This window comes from Pseudoalteromonas sp. B62 (assembly GCF_037162565.1).
Classification (GTDB): domain Bacteria; phylum Pseudomonadota; class Gammaproteobacteria; order Enterobacterales; family Alteromonadaceae; genus Pseudoalteromonas; species Pseudoalteromonas fuliginea.
This window is the reverse complement of the sequence record NZ_JARLVB010000001.1, coordinates 522,515-542,478: the sequence shown is the minus strand read 5'-3', so window position 1 is coordinate 542,478 and position 19,964 is coordinate 522,515. Positions and strand designations below refer to the sequence as shown.

Below are 19,964 nucleotides of genomic sequence, written 5' to 3'. Positions count from 1 at the left end.
TTAGCTACCTCTGTATGTAGAGTAGCCAAACGGGCTAAGCAACAATGGGATATGATGATGTTTAGTATCTTGTAATCTAAACGTTATTTGCGCCTCTGGGTAAAACGCAGGGGTAGGTTGATTTTGGTAGTAGCTATCTAAATCAAATACTAGCTTATAGGTTGCAAATTCTACTTCTGTATTTAGCCAGTCGGTAATTCGCCCATCGGTATCGGTTGTGCCTTGGGTTAGTTGTACCCATTCGTTATTTGTAAGTTTAAATAGCTTAACAGCAACGTTTGCTGCTGGTTTTCCGGTGCTGGTATCGAGTATATGGGTGGTAATAGGGCTTTTGTTCATAGCAGTGACTCCAATCTTATTTTTGTTATTTTGGCTTGTTCGCCCGCCGCTATAGCAAGCTCTGTGCTGCGGGTGTTGTGTATGCGCTGCTCTATGAGTTCGAGCATTTGTTCGGCCGTTTTACCGGTGGCGCACACAATAAAAATAAAGCCAAACTTGTTCAGGTACTCTTTATTAAGGGCAATCATTTTGATAAGTACGGCTTCGTTTGCTTTGCTCATACCTGATTGCTCATGCCCCGCTTTTTGTGCGGTAGCAGCGTATTTTTTGCTAAGGGTTGATAAGTCGCCTATTTGCGGGTGGCCTTCAAAGGCAGCTAAATAGTCGCTTTCGCCAAGGCTATCCCATGTGCTTTGTGCGCATTCAAACAGCTGTTGAGCACTTTTAAATGGCATTGCTTTTACCATGCCAGTCACCCAGTTAGGGGCCGCGCAGCAATGCTCAAGTGCTTGTTTTGCTTGTGCATCATTTAGCGTATTTATTTGTAAACTGCTCATGCGTCTACTTCCTCCTGCGTGCTGCTAATTAAGGCATTTTTTAGTGTACGCCATTGCAAGCCTTGGCGTTTTGGCGCTTGGGTTTGCATAGCCTGATAAAGGCCAATTAGCTGCCCACTAATCGAAATAGCCACTTCCATTGGCAATTTGCCCGTAATGTTTTTAAGCCCAACAGGGCAGGTCATTTGCTGTATTTGATCGGCTGTAAAATCGCGATGGGCTAGGCGTTGCTTAAAACGTTTTGCTTTAGTGTCAGAGCCAATAACGCCCAGCCAATTGGCATCAGCGCGTTTAATAATGGCTTGGGTGAGTGCAAAGTCGAGCTGGTGGTTATGGGTAAGTATTAAGTAGTTATTAGCTTTAGGCGCACGTTTTACTTGTTCTGTTGGCTCTTCATCAATCACTTTTACTACATTAGTTGGAATAGCTTGTGGGAATACATCTGCGCGGCTATCTATCCAGCGTATGCGCATAGGCAGCTGTGCCAATATACCAACAAGCGCCTGTGCTACATGGCCTGCTCCATAAATGTCGAGGGTAAAGCGCTCGCATTGCATGCATTCAAGCATAACGGTGGCAGCGCCGCCGCAGCACTGGCCTAAATTTGCACCTAGGTTAAATTGCTCTATTACTTGGGCGGCTTCGCCTTTGGCAAGTAGTTCGCGGGCTTTTTCTATTACTACATATTCAAGGTGACCACCGCCAAGAGTGTCGTAAATATGCTCACCGCTTATTACCATTTTTGAGCCTGTGCCGCGTGGGGTTGAGCCATTAGTGCCAAGCACCGTGGCAATTACATAGTTAGTGCCGCTTTGTTCATGCTCGTTTATAGCCTGCGCCCAATTTTGTGTATGAAAACCCTGAAACGACTCATTTAAATTAGTCATGTTGATGCTCCTTAAACCAGCTAGCGGTTTGCTCAATTGCACTCAATACTCGCTCTGGGGTTGCAGGTGTATCCAGTGGGGCGGTGTATTTGTAATCAGCCACACTGCTTATTGCATTACGAATAGCGCTCCATACACTAAAGGCCAACATAAATGGCGGCTCGCCTACGGCTTTTGATCTCAAACACGGTGGTTTCTGGATTTGCTGAGTTATAAAGATTGACGTTAAATTCGGCAGGGGTATCGCCAATGGCTGGTATTTTGTAGTTGGCTGGGCCAAAGCTTGCAAGCTGGCCTTTATCATTCCATTGTAAGTCTTCGGTTGTTAGCCAGCCCATACCTTGCACAAAGGCGCCTTCAATTTGGCCTATATCAAGAGCTGGATTAATTGAACTGCCTACATCGTGCAGTATATCAACGCGGGTTACCGTGTTTTCGCCAGTTAGGGTATCTACTTCTACTTCGCTGAGTGCTACGCCGTGAGCGTAGTAAAAAAATGGGCGGCCTTCACCTTTGGCTCTATCGTAATGAATTTTTGGTGTGGCGTAATAACCGGTAGATGAAAGCGATATACGATTCATGTAAGCAAGATTTGCAAGTTCGCTAAAGCTAATTTCCCCTTTACTAAAAGTAATGAGGTTATCTTTAAATACAACAGTGTTGCTGTCTACTTCAAAGTGCTCGGTAATAAAATTTATTAAGCGCTCTTTTATTGTGTTTACTGCATTTAGCGCCGCCATACCGTTTAAGTCGGTACCGCTTGAGGCCGCTGTTGGTGAAGTGTTTGGTACCTTGTCGGTACGCGTAGCACTAATACTTACCGCGTTAAAATCGACCCCAAAGCCATGAGCTACAATTTGCGCAATTTTGGTGTTTAGCCCCTGGCCCATTTCGGTGCCGCCATGGTTTAAATGTATTGAGCCATCGCTGTATACATGCACTAATGCACCAGCTTGATTTAAGTGTTGTACCGTAAACGAAATACCGTATTTTACCGGCGTCATTGCAAGGCCTTTTTTGATAATAGGTGACGATGCGTTGAATGCTTTAATAGCATTTTTACGTGCCCAGTAGTCACCTGACTCTTCAAGCTGGTTTATCATATCTTTTAAAATATGTTGCTCTACGGTTTGATGATACGGCGTGGTATCGCGGCCTTTTCTGTATAAATTGAGTTTTCGGATCTCAAGCGGATCTTTACCTAATTTGGCTGCTATATCGTCCATTATTAGCTCGCCCATAATCATTCCTTGCGGGCCACCAAATCCTCTAAATGCGGTATGGCTTACGGTATTCACTTTACAGCGATTACCCTTAATTGTGGCGGCTGGGTAGTAGTAGGCGTTATCGGCATGAAACATGGCGCGGTCTACAATTGCATCAGATAAATCTGGCGAGTAGCCACAAAACCCATTTACGGTAATGTCGGCACCTTCTATTAAACCATTTTCGTCAAAACCAACATGGTATTGATTATAAAAAGGGTGGCGCTTACCGGTTAATTTAAAATCGTCGCTACGGGCTAGGCGCATTTTTACTGCGCAACCAAGGTGGTAAACCGCAAGGGCTGCAAGGCATGCCCATGGTGCGCCTTGAGTTTCTTTACCGCCAAAAGCACCGCCCATACGGCGGGTTTCTACGTTTACAAAGCTAAATGGCTTTTTTAAAATTTTAGCAACTAAGTGCTGAACCTCAGTAGGGTGCTGAGTTGAGCATTGAACATGAATCCCCCCGTCGTTATCTGGCTGAGCGAGTGCTATTTGCCCCTCAAGGTAAAAGTGTTCTTGCCCGCCTATGTTTATTTCGCCTTTAAGCTGGTGGGCTGCGTTATTAATGGCGTTTTCGCTGTTACCACGGTTAAGTGAATGGGGCGGCCTTACCCAATGCTCTTTGCTAATAGCTTCTTTAATATCGAGTATGGGTGTGGTTTGCTCGCACTCTATAACCACTAAACGTGCCGCGCGACGTGCTATGGTGTAGCTGTCGGCAACGACAATTAATACAGGTTGTCCGTGGTATTGAATTTCATGGTTAGTGAGTAATACGTCACCAGGAAATACTGGGCCAATATCTAATTTACCCGGTACATCTTCGGCCGATAAAATACGTTTAACGCCTTCAACTGCCAGTGCGTGACTTGTATCTATTGATTTAATAAAGCCGCTTGTAACAGGGGCGAGCACTGGGTAAGCATGCAGGCAACCGTATGGCTCAGGGTTATCGTCGGCAAAATTTGCACTGCCACAAACTTGTTTAATAGCGCTTTCGTGATATTTAGACTGTCCAACGCTACCACCTTGCGCTTTTAGTTTATCCATTTCAAAGTGACGCATGTGAGATCCTCGTAATGGCAATGTTGTTATTGTTGCGTGCTTGCGACTCACAAAACTCAATACCAATGCGTTGTAATAAGTTTTTGCTTACCGTAGTGCGATAATGCGCACTGCTTCTTACATCGCTCATAGGTGTAAAGTCATCGTTAATAGCCGTTGCTGCGTCTATAAAGCTACTTACTTGTAACGATTGAGATATCAGCTTTTGCTCAATATGCTGCGCGCGCTTAGGAATAGCTGCCATACCGCCCATAGCGCAGCGGGCTTGAGTAATCATGTTTTGTGAATGCTCTATAGCAAGTACCAAACAAACGGTAGATATATCGTCTTCAAAGCGTTTTGATATTTTATGACATGCCAGTTTTAGTGACTCTGGGCGCTTTGGGATGGTGAACTTACTAATTACTTCATCGCTTTTAAGAACCGTTTTTTTGTAATCAATAAAGTAGTCGGCAACTTTAATAGTGCGCGTGCCTGCGCTGCTTAATAAATCCATTGATGCATTAAGAGCGATTAAAAGGGAGCTGGATCGCCAATAGGAGAGGCATTCCCTATGCTGCCACCCAGTGTGCCGCTGTTACGTACTTGGCTTGATCCTAAGCGTTCAAATAGCTCTTTTGACTCTGGGTAATGGTTATAAAATACTTCAACAAATTGGCTATAAGGAAGTGCTGCACCAATGTGTAACTCACCGTTATTATCTGCCAAGGTGCAAAGATCCTTTACTTGGCTAAGGGAAATAATTACATCCGGTAAGAGCATGTTTTGGCTAAGCTCAATGGCAAAGTCGGTGCCACCAGCAACTAAATGTGCATAAGGATAAAGCGCTTTTAGCTCAACAAGTTGCTGGGCAGTTTGTGGTAAGTAAAATTTGCGAGGACCATTTTTTAAAAATGGAATATCGTCATCATATTGCGTATTAAGTGATGCTTTAAATTGAACGGCCATTGCTGAGTACGGTTCAGCTTTGCGTTCATAGCTATAGGCTTTTTCGGCTGCAAGTAATATAGGGCTATAACCTGTACAACGGCATAAGTTACCGCCAAGTGCATGAATAATCGCTTTTTTACCAGGGTACGTTGGCTCATTAATATAAAGAGCCAACAAACTCATTATTATACCGGGCGTGCAAAAACCACATTGCGAACCATGGCACTCTACCAGTGCACGTTGTACGGGGTGTAAATCGGTTAAGTTTGGGTATAAGCCAGTAGTCACAGCCTCTACTGTTACTATATGTTTTGCATGCGCATTACCTAATAACAATAAACAGCTGTTCATTGTTTTGTATTGCCAACTAGTTTGCCCGTTTGCATTTATACGCTCTTCACCCACTAAAATTGTGCACGCGCCACAGTCGCCAGTTGCACACCCTTCTTTGGTGCCCACTTTCCCTTTTTTGGTGCGTAGCCAGTCCAAAATGGTGAGACTTGGCGAATATTCTTGTACTTCAATTGGCGTGTTATTTAATAAAAATTGAATCACACAGACCCCCTTAATTTTTATAAAGCCCTGATACATAAAGGCTTGGCGTATGTTTTTTCTTGTTGTTTGCGCACGGGTAACAAAAATACTTTTTCATCTTTAGTTAGCTTATTGCAGTTACTATGCCATTGTTGACCGCTTGGTCAGTTGGTGATTCGAAGCGGCAAAATTGTCGAGGTGTAGGTAATAACGGCGTAGCCTTAAAAATAAAGCTAGGTAAAGTGGATGCTTTTAATATGTGGGTCCAAAGGTGAAAATGGTGCTGGTAAAAACACATTAATGAAAATGCTTTATGGTGTGATTAAACCTGACCAAGGGGACATGTTTTTTATAATGAATATAAAAGAACTTGCTGATACGCGCGATTTAGCAGCACGCTTGCGGTTCGAGTTATAACAACGTCAACACGTTATGGTATGTTATTAAAATCACATAAACATTTGAATAACCTAAATTAATTGTGTTAAATTACGATTAAATGAAAATGCGGACTTGATTTAAATGGACTCTCAAATTGATTTTTCTACCTACACTTTAGATGAGCTTTACTCATCAGCGAAAGCTATAGATCGCGAAGCCTACCCAGATCGAGCAAAAGAAATAGACAACTTAATTAAAACGCGAGAAGCGCAGAGCCCATCTGTAAATGTTGTATCAAAAGTAGCAGGAGAAAAAGCAACGCGCTCAGATAGGTTAGTGGCTGCTATTGTTGATGGCGTTTTAGGTGTTGTTTGTTTTGTACCTGTATTCATGCTCGTAGGGTTTGGTAGTTTAAGCCAACCAACACTTACTTTATCTGCAGGTTTGCTAGGTTATGGCATATTAAGCACGTTAGTGCTTCATGGTTACCTCATGTACCAACGCGGACAAACAATTGGTAAATCTTTAATGTCTATCCGTATTGAAAATTTAGATGGTACACAAGCAAGCTTTACTACAATTTACTTTAAACGCATGCTTTGTATGCAACTATTATCACTTGTCCCTTCGGTAGGTCAGTTTATAGCTGGTTTTGTTAATCAATTATTTATATTTGGAAAAGATAAACGCTGTTTACATGATCATTTAGCGGGAACAAAAGTGAGTTATGTAGATTAATCAAGATATTAATTAGGACAACTTTGCCCGGATTTAAGTTTGATTAGCAAAAGTTACAAAATGGCGTATTTCACTAAATTGGTAATATAATTAATAAACCTTACCGATTGTTTTTTGACTAGTAACCAAGGATGATTATGAAAAACAACACACAGCTAATTTTAGCACTAGCGGCTTCTTTAATTTGTTACTCAACATATATATTATTCATTGGGTTTCTTACTGCGGCGAAAAGCAATGAGGTGATAAATGAGAATATTTAGGAAAACAAACGAGTTTGATAAACTGTCGAGGTGTTACGCATGTATTAAATGTGGTACTTGGGTGAGCATAAAAGCCCAAAACTGTATGCAGTGCCAGCATAGTTTTACCAATAATGATAAAAGCTCAATGCAAACACTCTATAATCAAAATAAAGAACAAAACTGGCAACATGCAATATTGCCTATTATTTTTGTAATATTGGTAATAGCTTTATTGTTCATTTAATTTTTGCTTAAAATTTAAAAGTGCTCGACTGCAACTCTGTAACAAAATCCCTCTGTACTTTAACGTGTAAAAACTACCCATAATTAAAATAATTACTCTTGTTAATCCTTCACTAAATATCACATAGCTAACGTTTTTTAATAAATGAACTAAGCTTATAAATTTCAGTCACTTAAATTGTGAGTTTATTTATATTTACTCAGTTTCTTGGCACGTAAGTTGATACAACTCCTAATAAACTTTAAAAAGGAATTACCATGACTGCTGAATACTTTATGGTACTAGGGTTACTCGGTGTTGCATTTTTTGCTGTTGCAGGGGCATTGCTTGGGTATGAAAAAAACATTAGTGGCTTTGGCGTCGTAGTGGTTGCAACTGTTACAGCATTAGGGGGCGGTACCCTCAGAGATATACTTTTAAACAAACCGGTATTTTGGATTGCTACCCCACAGTATTTATATTCGACTTATGGGGCCGTTATAGCTGCGGTTGTATTTATTCGATACTTACCGCGCGTTAATAACTACTACTTTTTATTGGTAGACGCTGTGGGTATGGCGCTATTTAATATTATGGGGATAGAAAAAGCACTCATTAATGGCTCTGGCATGGTGGTCGCAATTACCATGGGCATTACTACAGGTATATTTGGTGGTTTAATACGCGACGTAATTTGCCGTGAGGTGCCAACTGTTATGCGCAGCGAACCTTACGCCTCTGCGTGTTTAGCGGGTGGTGCAGTTTATGCCGCTTTATTTAGCCTTAATGTAGATTACATTTGGTGTATTTTAGGCTCATTTTTCACGACTATCTTTTTAAGATTAGGCTCTTTGCATTGGGGTTGGCATTTAACTATTTTCAGAAAAAAGACTTCAGAGATCAAAGCGACTAATTTTAGCTACGAATAGCCCGCGTTTGCATGTGGTACTCGTAATTATCCTCACCCGTTATAGTAAAACCCAGCCGCTTATAAAGTCCTAATGCTGGGTTGTTTTTAAGCACGGTGAGTTTAATGGGTTTTGACTGCGCATTTGTAATTACTTGTTCAATAACCGCTTTCCCATACCCTTTATTTTGGTGCAATGGATGTATTTGTAATTGCATTATTTCAACGTGTTGAGCGTGCGTTTGGTATTTTAAAGTACCAATTGGTACCTCATTTATAACTATAAGATGGGAGCAGTCATATTGATCATCAAGCCTTAAAACATGCTGTTGATCTGTTAAAAATAACCCGGCATTTTCTAAGTGTTCGACCATAGTCAGCTTTCTGAGGCTTAATAAGTAGTCTCGGTCTGAATATGCTGCCTTTATAAATTTAAAAACCATAGTGCTCCCTTGCAACAGCCTCAATGTTTATATTTGTAGAACGAATCAAAATAAGTGCGCAGTATTAAATGTGCAAGCCAAACTAACAAAGGCAATACTACCAATACCCAAGTGCTTTCCACCAAAGCCCGCCAACAATTCCCCATACACTTAAATTAATAACACTCATTATAAGGCCCATTACCCACCAGTCTTTTAACGATACATAGCCTGAGCCAAACACTATGGGTGATGTGCCTGTTGCGTAATGCGTTAACGACATCATGAGTGATGAAGCGCCAGCTAACAGTAAACCTAAAAATAAAGGCGGAGCGCCAAGCGCCAAACCTGCGGCGTAAAATGCGGCAAACATAGCAGTAATATGTGCTGTGGTACTGGCAAAAAAGTAATGAGCGTAAAAATACACAGCTACCAGTATAATGGCCGATACAATCCAGTCAAAGCCCAGTTGCGCAATGTTGCTCTCAACAAGTGTTGAAAACCACGTTACCAAACCTAGTTTATTTAAAAAAGTGGCCATCATTACTAATGCTGAAAACCAAACAACGGTATCCCACGCAGACTTTTCTTTAAGTACATCGTCCCAGCTTAATACACCAGTGACTAATAAAACCGACAAACCTAAAAAAGCCACTGCGGTTGTATTAACTGCGTAGTCAGCCCCTAAAATCATTGCAGGTACGCCGGCCCATAAAACAAGCAGCATAGCAAAAACACCCACCATTATTTTTTCGCCATAACTCATTGGGCCCATTTCAGTTAATTTAGATTCTGCGTAGGTTTTAGCGTCGGGCGTACTTTTAACTTCAGGTGGGTAAATGGCATAAACAACCAAAGGCACAAGGGCAATACATAGCAAACCAGGAACAAGCGCTGCGAGCGCCCACGTACTCCAAGTAATACTGATATTTGCACCAGTAGCATCTGCAATAAGTTTTACAATTAGCGGGTTTGGCGCAGTCGCTGTAATAAACATAGCTGATGTAATAGGGTTTATATGGTAGCTCACTAAAGCAAGGTAGTGCCCAATTTTACGAGATGTGCCTTCCTCAGGGGATGAGCCAAAGCTTGTTGCTATAGACTTCATTATTGGGTGAATAATAGCGCCGCCTCGCGCGGTATTACTTGGCGTTACAGGTGCTATAACAAGTTCAGAAAGTGCGAGTGCATAGCCAATACCAACTGTTTTTTTACCAAAAAGAGAAATAAAATTATAGCCAATGCGATTTCCCAAACCAGTTTTAGCTAAACCCCGAGAAATAATAATAGCAATACCAATCAACCAAATTAATGAATTAGAAAAGCCACTTAATGCATCTTTAATAGCGCCAGATGGGCTGTCATTAGTTACGCCGGTTAACGCAACAGAAGTAATAGCTAAAATAGCAATGGCGCCGATAGGCATTGCTTTACCAATAATGGCAACTACAGTACCAATAAATAAAGCGAGCAAATGCCATGCGTTTTCAGTTACACCTTGCGGAGGCGGTACAGCAAACCAAAGTAGTAAAACAATGGCTATAGAAATCAGTCCAGAGGTAACTCGAATATCAGTACCCTTCATTAAAAAATGTCCCTAAGTTATAGAAATGCATGCATTCTGTGTATTGAAAAGGCAACGTTATTCTACTTCATTTAATAATAAAAAAATGACGCACATCATATGAATATTAGACTTATTTAATTTTATTAATAAAGAGGAAATAAACTATAAACTAAAGTGATTGATTACATTACCCGATAAGAGCTTACAGTGTGCTTAATCAACTATGATTATTAAGAGTTAGCTTGAATTGTTTTATAGGTTCGTAAGGTCTTTATAAACCTCAACGAATACTTGGAAATACAATGAACTTAAAATTAACCAACAACGTGATTACTTTTTTATTAGCGAGTAGCTTTTTGTTACTTGGCTTATCGTTTGCTTTAGGAGCAAACCCTAATACGTTAACGGCTACGTTTAGTTTTTATGGCGTTGACTCGCTAATGTCTGTATCTGCGTTAGGTTTAATTAGTGGCTCCTTTATGATTGCCTTAGCGTTTGCCACCGTGCTCGCTTGCCTTAAACTAATGAAACCTACACCAGCACTTTTACTTGCAGCAATTATAAGTTTAGTTGCATTACTTACCTTGTTTGCCAGTAACCGTTGGATGGCACAACTTGGTGGCTTTCCAATCATTGGTAGCGGGCAGGGCATAATTAAATACTTTGCTGTAGTGCCTTTGTATGTATTTTTGTTTTATAAAGACAAACTTACCGACAAACAACACGTACTATTAAACTTTATACCGGTTGCTATGGTTTTATTGTGGATTGGCGGCATGAAGTTTTATGAATTTGAAGCAAAAGGCATTGTAAGTTTAGTAGAAACCTCACCGTTTATGTCGTGGTTATACACGGTATTTAGCGTACAAGGCGCGTCTAACGTGATTGGCGGGTTTGATGTATTATTTGCTGTGTTATTGGGCTTAGGGCTATTTTTAAATAATAAAAAGCTAATTATTGTAAGTGGCTTAGCGTGTTTAAGCGTATTTATGATGACCCAAACATTCTTAATTACCGCAACCGGTGCATTTAGTTCATCCACTTTATTGGATCGTTTAGGGCAATTTGTAATTAAAGATTTGTGGTATATAGCCAACCTTGTTGTTATTGCTTTTTTAATGATTTTTAAGCCGACTAAATAAAGAGGACGTTATGATTAGTTGCAGCCAATACGACTACATCGAAATTGCCTGTATGCACCATTTAAGCATTGAGCTTATATTAAAAAATGGTGATGATGTATGTGGCGTGGCAACTGACACAAAACGCAATGCTAATAGAGACGAATGCATAGTTGTTAACGTAAATAGCGAGCTGCAACTCATAGTGCTCACTACAATCAGCGTACTTAAAGCGCGTGAACAAAATCCATACTTTGACCACGTGAACTTTGATGTAAAGTAAGCACCTCACTCATTCGTTTTATCATAAACACCTCAACGAGCCTGTATCCTCAATATGTTAAGGCTCGCTTATCTAACTAATGCTTTAGCTCATACGTGCTAAATACATAAAGCCAAAATTTTCCTATTACTCCTCTTAATTTTTTAATAATGTTTTTTACCGAATAAGGCTAAACGCCAGCTATTAAAGCGTAAAAAAATGCTAAACCAGTATAAGTAAGCCTCAATAAGCCTTAACTAGCGCTTAGTATCCGTACGTTTGTTAATTATGGTTGTAAAGGTAGCTACATAAATAAAGCTAACTTACATAGCCAGCTGTTCAAATAAACAGCTGTTTTAATTTTGTCCAATAACATTATTAAACACCGTTTTGGTGCAAAATAACAAAGGGCTTTTTATAACATGCCTAATTACTTGTTTACATTGAAGTTACTTAGTGGAATTATTGAACAATGTAATATACGCCGTTTTGGGGTGTTATAAACCCCCAGAGTGGTGTTCAATAAGATGTTAGAGCTAAAGGATGAATATGGACGCTAATCTGCTCATTGTAGAACTCGTAGAAATTAAAAATAAAAGAGAGTCTTTGGAAAATGCGAGAGCTACAGGACCTTGCAATTGTGAAATGCACAAAGAAATAAAAACAAGAGAATTTGGTGGTGGTATTCATTATGTTTACCAGTGTAACCAATGTGGTGAACAGCGCGGAGGATCACTAAAAAAATTGATGCTATTAAAATACTTAATGGTAAACAACCTGAAGTATTTGATCCCAATATTGAAGAAGAACGTTCTATCAAAAATAGAATTGCGTACGAAGAGATTTCTTCTTTATGGGATGAAGAGCGAAGAATCACTAACACTATTAATGGCTTTCCAGATTATCAATCAACTTTTTTAGCTGAACAAAAAAAATTTGAAGAGGTTAATGATAAATTAGCTCAATTTATAGAAAACATTAAAGATGAGTTTGGTTCAGAAAAAGCAATTCGAGCTTTGATTAATCAAACAGTTCTTTTAAAAAAAGAAAAATATAATAAATTACGTGAAACAACAGAAAGGTTCACAAGCGAACCAGAGTTAAAAAATTGGTTCAATGAAAAGTTAGCTGCAGACTTTTACATTTATCCAGAAGTTAATGGTATTCATTTATCTGAAAATGTAAATGTTAGAATTGACTATGTCTTATTTCCTAAAGATCATTTAATTGAAGAGGGTTTTGAACCATCTTATTTTGGTATTGAAGTAAAATACTTTAATCAAGAAAATGGCTTTACTCATAAAACAAGTCGCGGACTATGGCAAACGATAAGTTATAACGACTCTAAATTTTATCTGAATAACAAAGAAATAAAATTAAAATATAGTTTAATATTTTCAAATTTATCATTCTCGAAAGAACTCATGTTAATTAAAAATTACGGTCATGAAATGGAGAATGATCAACTTGAATGGCGCGGTATGATTCATGTAGCCAATCACGCTAGAGTTGGCGCATTTGAAATAAAAGGGAATAAAGAAGAATATAAAGGGTGGTCAATAAAATTTGCAGGAGGCACTTATTTTGGCTCAACTGTCTACAACAATGAATCTAAATATAACAAATCAAATGAGGACGTTATTAACAAAGTAAGGGTCGGTAATTTTTAGCTCTAACAACACGCCCTGAGGTGGACAGCAAGCGCTAAAGCTCACTTTCCACCGCAAATTTTAACAGCGGTGAACCCTTACTTTTCAATGCGGTTAAGTAAGTTGATTCATCGTAGGGCGTATGTGTTTTCCAGCACCTAAATAGAATTCGTATCCACTTAAATGCCAACGATCTGATGATGGTATTATGGGGTTTTCCTTTGGCTTCTTGCTGCCGATAATATGCTTTTGCCCAAAATGAATAGCGCACAGATAATCCTGCCCGTTCCACAAATGTTTGCCTTAAAAATTTAGTGCACGAGTGTCGCCAGTGTATCCATTCCTTTTTGCCACTGCGTTCGGTTACTGGAGCAATGCCTGCGTATTTTTGTATGTCAGCGGCGCACTTATAGCGGTCACGATTTGATCCCATAGCGGCTAATAATCGAGGTGCTAATTGTGGCCCCGCCCCAGGTAAACTATCAAAAATAGCGCGATCTGTATGTTGCTTATAAAGTGTTTTAATTTCGTCATCAAATCGTGTTATTGCCAACATCAGCTGTTTAAGTTGCGGAACTAGGCATTCAATAAGCAATAAATTTGGCGTGATCACCGCCATATCTTCGGTGAGTATTTCTGCATCCTTGATTTCTTTTATCCGCTTTTCATTAACGAGTGGATAGCGGGAATTATGTTGATTAAAGAAGTCGAGTAGTGTTTGTTTCCTCGCTTTTTTAGCGTGAGCAAGAGAGGGCCAGCGCAGTAAGAAGTCACAGAATATTTGAGTGTCTTTTTCTTTAAACCAATCAATCACGTGGGGATAATAATTTTTTAGCGTTGTGGCTATTTTATTGGTTAAATTAACACGATCTTGTACTAGTTTACGTCTGTATTCGACAAGCTGCGCAAGACACCTAACGTCCTCTGAATCCGGCCTAATAACCGTTAATTTATCCATGTGAAGTTGTAAAATTTCAACTTGAATAATCGCATCAGTAGGATCATCTTTAGCCCCGCTGTGCGTAAATGCTGCACGGTATTTAGCAACACTTGATGGGTTAATCACAAATAATACAATGTGCTTAAATTTACTGAGTGCATATATAAGTGGGCCTTTTTTTAGCTCACACGCGACGGCAACAGATCTGCCGTTGTAGCGTTGTTTTAACTCAAGCGCCCATGCATTAATTGACTTAGGCTCAGAGGAAATCACACTTAAATGTTGTGTATTTGTGTCACGATTTATTTCACAAATATCGTGTTTACGGTCAGCCCAATCGATCCCGATAAGGGCTGCAAAATCTGAGACGTTAAAGGCTTCCATTTTGGGCCTCCTAGAGGTAAAGTGAAAGAATAAATAGAGGCTAATAGTGTTTCTCGCAGGTCTTATAGATAGTCGGCATTACGACAATCCCTGAGTATGCGTATTGAAACAAATAACTCCTGTTGATCCGAAAGTCTTGTTACAAACATTGATTGTTTCCGCTCAAATATTCGTGATCAACAGAAGCATATTCCATGTATTAATGAGATAGGTAAATACATTAATTAATGGAACGGAGTAACTATAAGGCGCTCAAACGGACAAACAACAGTTGGCTGAACTCGTGCCTCGCACATTATAGCCAACAGCAATTTGCCCCTTAGCTTAGCGTTATATTTTTAAATTTAATGACTAATCCAGAGCATTTAAAGAGGTAGCAATTCATTGTATGAAAAACGAAAAAGCTTATTTAGCCTAACTGAATTTTGGCTATCGATCTTAATTCCGGTTGTTATATCTCTGATTTTAGGGGGAGTAATTCTCTTAAACTCAAACTTAATCCTAGATCTTTCTTACACTGGTTTTAATAAATTTGTAGAAATTTATAAAATACCACTTGGAGTCTTAGCACTGCTGTTTCCACTGGTGGCACTAGTGGCCTCAAATCATCGTTCTAGGCAGTCTGCAGCTCAAATTAAGTTAGGAAAATCTCAGAACATTTTCTCAAACTTCTATAAACACAAAGAATCATTTCATGAAGTGATAGACAGGATGGAAAAGAAGTTTGATATTAGATTCTTCGATCCAGACGTTATTTATACAAGTTTATTTCCAAACAATTCACCAACATCAATAATCTATAGTTTTAACGGAGGTAAGGCTGATTACATTCTAGAAATTAGAGATTCACTACATTCATTGTTGAAAGAATCTTTAAAAATTGGCTCATCTAATTCCGATGGTCTTGATGATTTTGATTTAATAAAGGCGTTTTATGAAGGGCTTCATGGCGTTAGCGAAAGATTGAACTTTAGGGTTAATTCTGGTTTGTTTATATGTTGGTCTCGTAAATATAAATCGCCGGGTGGTGAAATTAAAAATACATCGGTAGTTCTTGAACAAAGAAAAGGGATATATATGGATGAGTTTTATGTACTCGGTCATGTCTCGATATGTGATGAAATAATGAGGAATTTGTCTGAATTCTGTATGGCCGAAAAGTTCGTGGGGGCATACGATCTCATGGGTACTCCTTTGTGGGTTATGTGTGAGGAAGATAAAGTTAAGGGAGTTTTAAGCTCTTGTATAAGTTTTGGTAATTTAGAAAATAAAACTTATGCTAAAGCATAAATAAAATAACCTATATATTGTTTAATTCTGGATAGAGTGAACAAATAAAAATATAACTAGTCGCTCAAGAGGGGAAATCAAAATTTACAGTTGGCTGTTTTCACTCCGTTCAACATTTTAGCCAACAATAAATTTCCCCTTAGCGGGGCGTTAGGAATTTAGTGAGTCAATTATGCTCGTTGACAATATCGAAATAGAAGATATAAACCCAATACCTCCAATTGAAGATAAAGATCAAAAAGAGGTATTTGCATTTTATGGCTTAGCTTCCTATGCAGGTCAATGCTTAGAAAAAGGTATGGTCAACTTTGCTATGGCATACCAATTACTTGATGAATCGGCATTAACAGAACAAGAGTGGTTAGATATATATGATCACTTAAACAAGCAAACCTTTGGTAGGCTACTAAATCAAATTAAATCTGAAATTGAAATCCCTATTAAAATAGAAGAAAGGCTCAACCTATCACTGAAAAAACGTAATTGGCTAGCTCATGATTTCTTCTATGATTATGCTACTCACTTTTATGACCCTACAAGTGATGGCATTGTCGTTATGCTTAAAGAGCTTCAAGATATGATTTATTTATTTCAAGTTACAGACCGATTAATTGACACTATTTACTTAAAAGTATGGGAAAAATTTGGTGTAACAGAAGAATGGATACAAAAAGAGATGGAAGAACAATACAAAGAATACCTATCAGTTAAAAATGCCTAACAAACGCATTAATAATGGACGTCTTTCGCTTGGCTGGCGCTCATTCTTCGCTAATTATAGCCAAGCTAATCCGCCCATTATGCGGGTGTTAGGTGTTTCTCAGGTTTGGAGTTCAAATGGGATTTAAGTTTTGGTTCGTTAGAGCATTAAAAGTATTTCTTGGAGTAGCTGCCTTACTTTTTATAGTTGAGTTGCTTAAACTGCATTCAGTCCAAGAAGCATTAATTTTTGCTTGTACTTGGTCTTCAATCACAACAACAATATTTATATGTTCAAGGCTATATCAATCACGTAAAGGTGTAGAGTGTGCTTTGTGCAATGACATTCCAAACAAAAGTGATAAAAACACCTAATAAGTCGTTAAGCACAGAAGCGTAAACGGTTGCCATCGTTTTTGCAGAAAACAAAAGGCGCAAAAACGCTATCAACCTACGCTCCGGTTAACGAGGCGTTAGCGGTACTCAGAGGTTTTGTGAAATATAAAATTTTAGAGAGTGATAATTCAACTAATACTATTGAGGTTATAAACCTTAATTTTGATGTTGATCTCCTAACAATTACAATATCTATTGACGGTGATAAAATTGATATTATTTTCGAAGAGCCTGCAGGTTTTCGAGTCTTAGATGAAGGTGACTTGTTAGAGTTTTGGCCTGAATGTTCCTTACAAGCAGGGTGGCTCTACGAAATAATTACTGGTGGCTGGTTCGACTTAGAAAGTAAGCGTAATGGTTTTTCATCGTGTGGTAATTCAGAAATAACGGAATATTTAGTGGTTGGTGTAAATTATTGCGTAAATATTCTTGGTTGGGAAAAGCCAAGTATTCAGCAAAGTACGCGCTAACAATACGCCCTGAGGTGGACGGCGAATAAAATCCAGCCATTAATTGCAAATTTCAAAGCGATGAGCCTCTTCGTTTTCCACCACCTAAATACAACCCTTATCCATTTGAATACCAGCGATCTAATAATAAATTACGCTATCCCCGCTTATTTCACTTCAGCGATATCATTAAACGCGCGCAATTTCCCTTAAAACCAATACCCTAAAAAAATAATTATGGGAGGTCCTGTAGTCAAATAACAATATTTTAGTAAACGCTAGTTCATATTACGTCACGTAATATCCATACAGAACTTTAAGTTAAACATACGTTCGTGCAGCGTTCCCATTTTCATTTGACTCAATTTATTGGACATTCTTTTTATGAAATTAAAGTTATTTATCGCAATTATTTTTAGCACTTCGATGTCGTCTTACGCGACAGAAGCAGTAGATCAAACGGAGTTTTCATTCGAAGACTTAAAAGCGCTGGCAAAAGCCTCAGCCAAAAAGCCCTATACAGAAACCAAGGTGCCAGCGCCGGAGTTAATCGATAAAATTACGTATGACGAACATTGGAAAATACGCTTTAAAGAAGATGAAACCTTATACCCAAGTGGAAAAAAGGCACCTGTACAATTATTTTACCCTGGGCGATATTTTCCTGAGCCAGTAAGTATTTACATCAGAGACGATAAAAATCAGGTACAAAATGTACCTTTTAGTAATGATGTTTTTGATATGCCTGATGACAGCCCAGCTCACGATCTCCCAGAGGGGTTTGGATTTGCAGGCTTTAGAATAATGCGCCCAGATATGAAACCAGATTGGATATCTTTTTTAGGTGCGTCTTATTTTCGTACCGACGGGCCAGAGGGGCAATATGGACTGTCGGCTCGAGGTATTGCAATTAATACGGGCATGAATCAACCAGAAGAATTTCCGCGCTTTTCTGCATTTTGGATTGGCCCCGCAGAGAAAAAAGGTGAAAGTGTGTCTGTTTGGGCATTGCTTGAAGGGCCTTCTATCACTGGTGCTTATCGATTTGGTATAAGTAAAGATAACAAAGAAGCCAAAGGCCATATTACCTCTGTAACGGCAAATTTGTATATGCGCGCTGATGTTGAGCGTTTAGGCGTAGCACCGTTAACCAGTATGTATTGGTACTCACAAAAAGATAAAACAGAAGCTAAAGATTGGCGCCCAGAAATTCACGACAGCGATGGCCTGGCGATTCACACAGGATCGGGTCAATACGTTTGGCGCCCATTAAATAACCCTCAGTCGGTGTCGACCAATAGTTTTATTGATGAGAACCCAAAAGGGTTTGGTTTAATCCAAAGAGACCGTGACTTTAATAACTACCAGGACGACGGCGTATTTTACAATAAGCGTTCATCAGCGTGGATTAAACCTACTGGCGATTGGGGCAAAGGCGCAGTTCAGTTAATAGAGATTCCAACAAAAGATGAAACGTTTGACAACATTGTTGCCTACTGGGTGCCTGAAAAAGAGGCGCGCAAAGGTGATGAGTTTACCTTTTCTTATGATATTGAATGGCGTCCACTCGATCCAAAATCAAAAAACCTTGCAAGCGTTGTAAATACTCGACAAGGCTTAGGCGGGATTCCCGGCCAGCCAATCCCTGAAGGTGTTAACAAGATGGTGATTGATTTTGAAGGCCCAGTGTTTAAAGGCTTAGATAACAAAAGTGGTATAAAGCCGATTGTTGAAGCCAGCAACGGTGAAATACTAGAGCCTATTGGGGTTTATCCGGTAGTTGGTACAAACCAATGGCGATTAGCATTTGACTACAAACAAGCTAACAATAATCCGGTGAACATACGCGCGTATTTAGTTGATAAAAATGATGAAGCTATAACTGAGACATGGGTAAGTGATGCAAAGGTAACGATTAAATAAGACCTTAAATAAGCATTAAAGTAAAACGGGTGGCTATATTTTGATTTTCTGTCAATTATAGCCACCATAATGTCTTTTAAAACGCCTATCAAAACACCATTAAAACTCTCTTTTATATCCCACGTAGAATACAGTAAACGATTGAATCAAAATATGAACTCGGCTATGGTTTGTTTATCAATAAAAATAAAAAACGAGTTAACCTGCAGCTTGTTAGCTGTTTCGAGGGATTGTATGTTTTTTTTGAGTAAATTATTTTGTTGGGAGCGAGGCCGACAAAAATCAGGCTACGATAAAATGTTGATTTGTGGTGCTACGTGGCCAATTAAATTTGATACATATTTGCTTAAATTCCCACAAGGAAGTGAAATAGCACCACACACAGACAAAGTTGAATCTGGTAAACACTATCGATTGAATATAGTGCTTAAAAAAGCAGATTTGGGTGGTGAGTTTATTTGTAGTAATCCGATATTTGAAACAAAGCGAATTAAGCTTTTCCGCCCTGATGTAAGTGAGCATCAGGTATCAAAAGTTATAAAAGGTAATAGATATTTACTCAGCATTGGGTGGATAAAAAGGAGCTCTAAATGCTAGATTTAAGACCTAATTGTGAATGTTGTGATAAGAATCTACCTGCAGAGTCCAGTGAGGCTTTTATTTGTTCATTTGAATGCACGTTTTGTTCTGGCTGTGCTCAAACGCTGTTAAATAACGTGTGCCCAAATTGCTCAGGTAATTTGGTTCAGCGACCAATTCGCCCTTTGGCTGCACTAAAAAATTACCCAGCATCGACTAAGCGGGTATTAAAAGAAAGTGTTTGTGCGCCAAACACATAAGAACATAAA

At 39.1% G+C, this 19,964-nt stretch carries 20 protein-coding genes and 2 pseudogenes; 14 read left to right on the top strand and 8 right to left on the bottom strand.

Translation table 11 applies throughout. The features are described from left to right. The 5 genes and pseudogenes from uraH to xdhA form a co-directional block, all read right to left on the bottom strand. Nucleotides 1-339, bottom strand: coding sequence for a hydroxyisourate hydrolase (gene uraH / locus P4S71_RS02270; protein WP_024593716.1), 339 nt, complete (start codon nt 337-339; stop codon nt 1-3). Beyond that, a complete protein-coding gene (gene uraD, locus P4S71_RS02265) occupies nt 336-836 on the bottom strand; it encodes a 2-oxo-4-hydroxy-4-carboxy-5-ureidoimidazoline decarboxylase (RefSeq protein ID WP_337149970.1) in 501 nt (166 codons plus the stop codon). Before uraD ends, uraH begins: the two co-directional genes overlap by 4 nt. Continuing rightward, nucleotides 833-1,723 (bottom strand): xanthine dehydrogenase accessory protein XdhC, encoded by an 891-nt coding sequence (gene xdhC, locus P4S71_RS02260; RefSeq protein WP_337149969.1) that lies wholly within the window; start codon nt 1,721-1,723, stop codon nt 833-835. The genes uraD and xdhC overlap by 4 nt, the downstream gene beginning before the upstream one ends. After that, nucleotides 1,716-4,056: pseudogene (gene xdhB, locus P4S71_RS02255) on the bottom strand (xanthine dehydrogenase molybdopterin binding subunit). Before xdhB ends, xdhC begins: the two are co-directional and overlap by 8 nt. After that, a pseudogene (xdhA, locus tag P4S71_RS02250) lies at nt 4,043-5,541 on the bottom strand (xanthine dehydrogenase small subunit). Before xdhA ends, xdhB begins: the two co-directional pseudogenes overlap by 14 nt. A 225-nt stretch (nt 5,542-5,766) precedes the next feature. Here xdhA and P4S71_RS02245 point away from each other — a divergent pair. The 3 genes from P4S71_RS02245 (at nt 5,767) to P4S71_RS02235 (ending at nt 8,036) form a co-directional block, all read left to right on the top strand. Beyond that, nucleotides 5,767-5,937, top strand: a complete 171-nt coding sequence (locus P4S71_RS02245) for an ATP-binding cassette domain-containing protein (RefSeq protein WP_081824533.1) — start codon at nt 5,767-5,769, stop codon at nt 5,935-5,937. 105 nt (nt 5,938-6,042) lie between these two features. Next, on the top strand, nt 6,043-6,639 hold the full coding sequence (locus tag P4S71_RS02240; RefSeq protein ID WP_337149968.1) for an RDD family protein: 597 nt from the start codon (nt 6,043-6,045) through the stop codon (nt 6,637-6,639). A 746-nt stretch (nt 6,640-7,385) separates the two neighbouring features. Next, entirely contained in the window at nt 7,386-8,036 is a 651-nt protein-coding gene (locus P4S71_RS02235; protein ID WP_337149967.1) for a trimeric intracellular cation channel family protein, read from the top strand. Here the strand turns inward: P4S71_RS02235 and P4S71_RS02230 are convergent. After that, on the bottom strand, nt 8,023-8,457 hold the full coding sequence (locus tag P4S71_RS02230) for a GNAT family N-acetyltransferase (protein ID WP_337149966.1): 435 nt from the start codon (nt 8,455-8,457) through the stop codon (nt 8,023-8,025). The genes P4S71_RS02235 and P4S71_RS02230 overlap by 14 nt on opposite strands. Before the next feature lie 97 nt (nt 8,458-8,554). Continuing rightward, a complete protein-coding gene (locus tag P4S71_RS02225; protein ID WP_033038247.1) occupies nt 8,555-10,021 on the bottom strand; it encodes a DASS family sodium-coupled anion symporter in 1,467 nt (488 codons plus the stop codon). A gap of 284 nt (nt 10,022-10,305) precedes the next feature. On the opposite strand from P4S71_RS02225, the gene P4S71_RS02220 reads away from it, so the two are divergent. The 4 genes from P4S71_RS02220 (at nt 10,306) to P4S71_RS02205 (ending at nt 13,056) form a co-directional block, all read left to right on the top strand. Then, nucleotides 10,306-11,145, top strand: coding sequence for a DUF417 family protein (locus P4S71_RS02220; RefSeq protein WP_337149965.1), 840 nt, complete (start codon nt 10,306-10,308; stop codon nt 11,143-11,145). Nucleotides 11,146-11,155: 10 nt separating this feature from the next. Further along, a complete protein-coding gene (locus P4S71_RS02215) occupies nt 11,156-11,407 on the top strand; it encodes a Rho-binding antiterminator (RefSeq protein ID WP_337149964.1) in 252 nt (83 codons plus the stop codon). Between the two features lie 528 nt (nt 11,408-11,935). Beyond that, complete coding sequence (locus tag P4S71_RS02210; RefSeq protein WP_337149963.1) at nt 11,936-12,307, top strand: hypothetical protein; 372 nt, start codon at nt 11,936-11,938, stop codon at nt 12,305-12,307. Between the two features lie 95 nt (nt 12,308-12,402). Beyond that, on the top strand, nt 12,403-13,056 hold the full coding sequence (locus tag P4S71_RS02205) for a hypothetical protein (RefSeq protein ID WP_337149962.1): 654 nt from the start codon (nt 12,403-12,405) through the stop codon (nt 13,054-13,056). A gap of 34 nt (nt 13,057-13,090) precedes the next feature. Here P4S71_RS02205 and P4S71_RS02200 read toward each other — a convergent pair whose 3' ends face one another. Continuing rightward, on the bottom strand, nt 13,091-14,359 hold the full coding sequence (locus tag P4S71_RS02200; RefSeq protein ID WP_337149961.1) for an IS110 family transposase: 1,269 nt from the start codon (nt 14,357-14,359) through the stop codon (nt 13,091-13,093). Nucleotides 14,360-14,743: 384 nt separating this feature from the next. On the opposite strand from P4S71_RS02200, the gene P4S71_RS02195 reads away from it, so the two are divergent. From P4S71_RS02195 to P4S71_RS02165, 7 genes are all read left to right on the top strand, one after another. After that, a complete protein-coding gene (locus P4S71_RS02195; protein ID WP_337149960.1) occupies nt 14,744-15,649 on the top strand; it encodes a hypothetical protein in 906 nt (301 codons plus the stop codon). A 172-nt stretch (nt 15,650-15,821) separates the two neighbouring features. After that, the gene (locus P4S71_RS02190; RefSeq protein ID WP_337149959.1) at nt 15,822-16,370 is read left to right on the top strand and encodes a hypothetical protein; all 549 of its coding nucleotides are present in this window, start codon (nt 15,822-15,824) and stop codon (nt 16,368-16,370) included. A gap of 116 nt (nt 16,371-16,486) precedes the next feature. Next, nucleotides 16,487-16,723 carry a hypothetical protein gene (locus tag P4S71_RS02185; protein WP_337149958.1) on the top strand — a complete coding sequence of 79 codons (237 nt, stop codon included), beginning with the start codon at nt 16,487-16,489 and terminating at the stop codon, nt 16,721-16,723. Nucleotides 16,724-16,764: 41 nt separating this feature from the next. After that, complete coding sequence (locus P4S71_RS02180; RefSeq protein WP_337149957.1) at nt 16,765-17,214, top strand: hypothetical protein; 450 nt, start codon at nt 16,765-16,767, stop codon at nt 17,212-17,214. Between the two features lie 363 nt (nt 17,215-17,577). Beyond that, the gene (locus tag P4S71_RS02175; protein WP_337149956.1) at nt 17,578-19,116 is read left to right on the top strand and encodes a glucan biosynthesis protein; all 1,539 of its coding nucleotides are present in this window, start codon (nt 17,578-17,580) and stop codon (nt 19,114-19,116) included. Between the two features lie 234 nt (nt 19,117-19,350). Then, the gene (locus P4S71_RS02170; protein ID WP_170071259.1) at nt 19,351-19,713 is read left to right on the top strand and encodes a 2OG-Fe(II) oxygenase; all 363 of its coding nucleotides are present in this window, start codon (nt 19,351-19,353) and stop codon (nt 19,711-19,713) included. Continuing rightward, nucleotides 19,707-19,955: a DUF1272 domain-containing protein gene (locus P4S71_RS02165; RefSeq protein ID WP_008133477.1), complete on the top strand. Its 249-nt coding sequence runs from the start codon at nt 19,707-19,709 to the stop codon at nt 19,953-19,955. Before P4S71_RS02170 ends, P4S71_RS02165 begins: the two co-directional genes overlap by 7 nt. Nucleotides 19,956-19,964 lie beyond the last annotated feature (9 nt).

Excerpts from the sequence above, each read along its gene's own strand:
- P4S71_RS02175 (WP_337149956.1), top strand. The coding sequence starts at position 17,578 with ATGAAATTAAAGTTATTTATCGCAATTATTTTTAGCACTTCGATGTCG.
- P4S71_RS02220 (WP_337149965.1), top strand. The coding sequence starts at position 10,306 with ATGAACTTAAAATTAACCAACAACGTGATTACTTTTTTATTAGCGAGT.
- P4S71_RS02190 (WP_337149959.1), top strand. The coding sequence starts at position 15,822 with ATGCTCGTTGACAATATCGAAATAGAAGATATAAACCCAATACCTCCA.
- P4S71_RS02165 (WP_008133477.1), top strand. The coding sequence starts at position 19,707 with ATGCTAGATTTAAGACCTAATTGTGAATGTTGTGATAAGAATCTACCT.
- P4S71_RS02235 (WP_337149967.1), top strand. The coding sequence starts at position 7,386 with ATGACTGCTGAATACTTTATGGTACTAGGGTTACTCGGTGTTGCATTT.
- uraD (WP_337149970.1), bottom strand. The coding sequence starts at position 836 with ATGAGCAGTTTACAAATAAATACGCTAAATGATGCACAAGCAAAACAA.
- P4S71_RS02170 (WP_170071259.1), top strand. The coding sequence starts at position 19,351 with ATGTTTTTTTTGAGTAAATTATTTTGTTGGGAGCGAGGCCGACAAAAA.
- P4S71_RS02245 (WP_081824533.1), top strand. The coding sequence starts at position 5,767 with ATGCTTTTAATATGTGGGTCCAAAGGTGAAAATGGTGCTGGTAAAAAC.
- P4S71_RS02185 (WP_337149958.1), top strand. The coding sequence starts at position 16,487 with ATGGGATTTAAGTTTTGGTTCGTTAGAGCATTAAAAGTATTTCTTGGA.
- P4S71_RS02200 (WP_337149961.1), bottom strand. The coding sequence starts at position 14,359 with ATGGAAGCCTTTAACGTCTCAGATTTTGCAGCCCTTATCGGGATCGAT.
- uraH (WP_024593716.1), bottom strand. The coding sequence starts at position 339 with ATGAACAAAAGCCCTATTACCACCCATATACTCGATACCAGCACCGGA.
- xdhC (WP_337149969.1), bottom strand. The coding sequence starts at position 1,723 with ATGACTAATTTAAATGAGTCGTTTCAGGGTTTTCATACACAAAATTGG.
- P4S71_RS02230 (WP_337149966.1), bottom strand. The coding sequence starts at position 8,457 with ATGGTTTTTAAATTTATAAAGGCAGCATATTCAGACCGAGACTACTTA.
- P4S71_RS02210 (WP_337149963.1), top strand. The coding sequence starts at position 11,936 with ATGGACGCTAATCTGCTCATTGTAGAACTCGTAGAAATTAAAAATAAA.
- P4S71_RS02240 (WP_337149968.1), top strand. The coding sequence starts at position 6,043 with ATGGACTCTCAAATTGATTTTTCTACCTACACTTTAGATGAGCTTTAC.
- P4S71_RS02225 (WP_033038247.1), bottom strand. The coding sequence starts at position 10,021 with ATGAAGGGTACTGATATTCGAGTTACCTCTGGACTGATTTCTATAGCC.
- P4S71_RS02215 (WP_337149964.1), top strand. The coding sequence starts at position 11,156 with ATGATTAGTTGCAGCCAATACGACTACATCGAAATTGCCTGTATGCAC.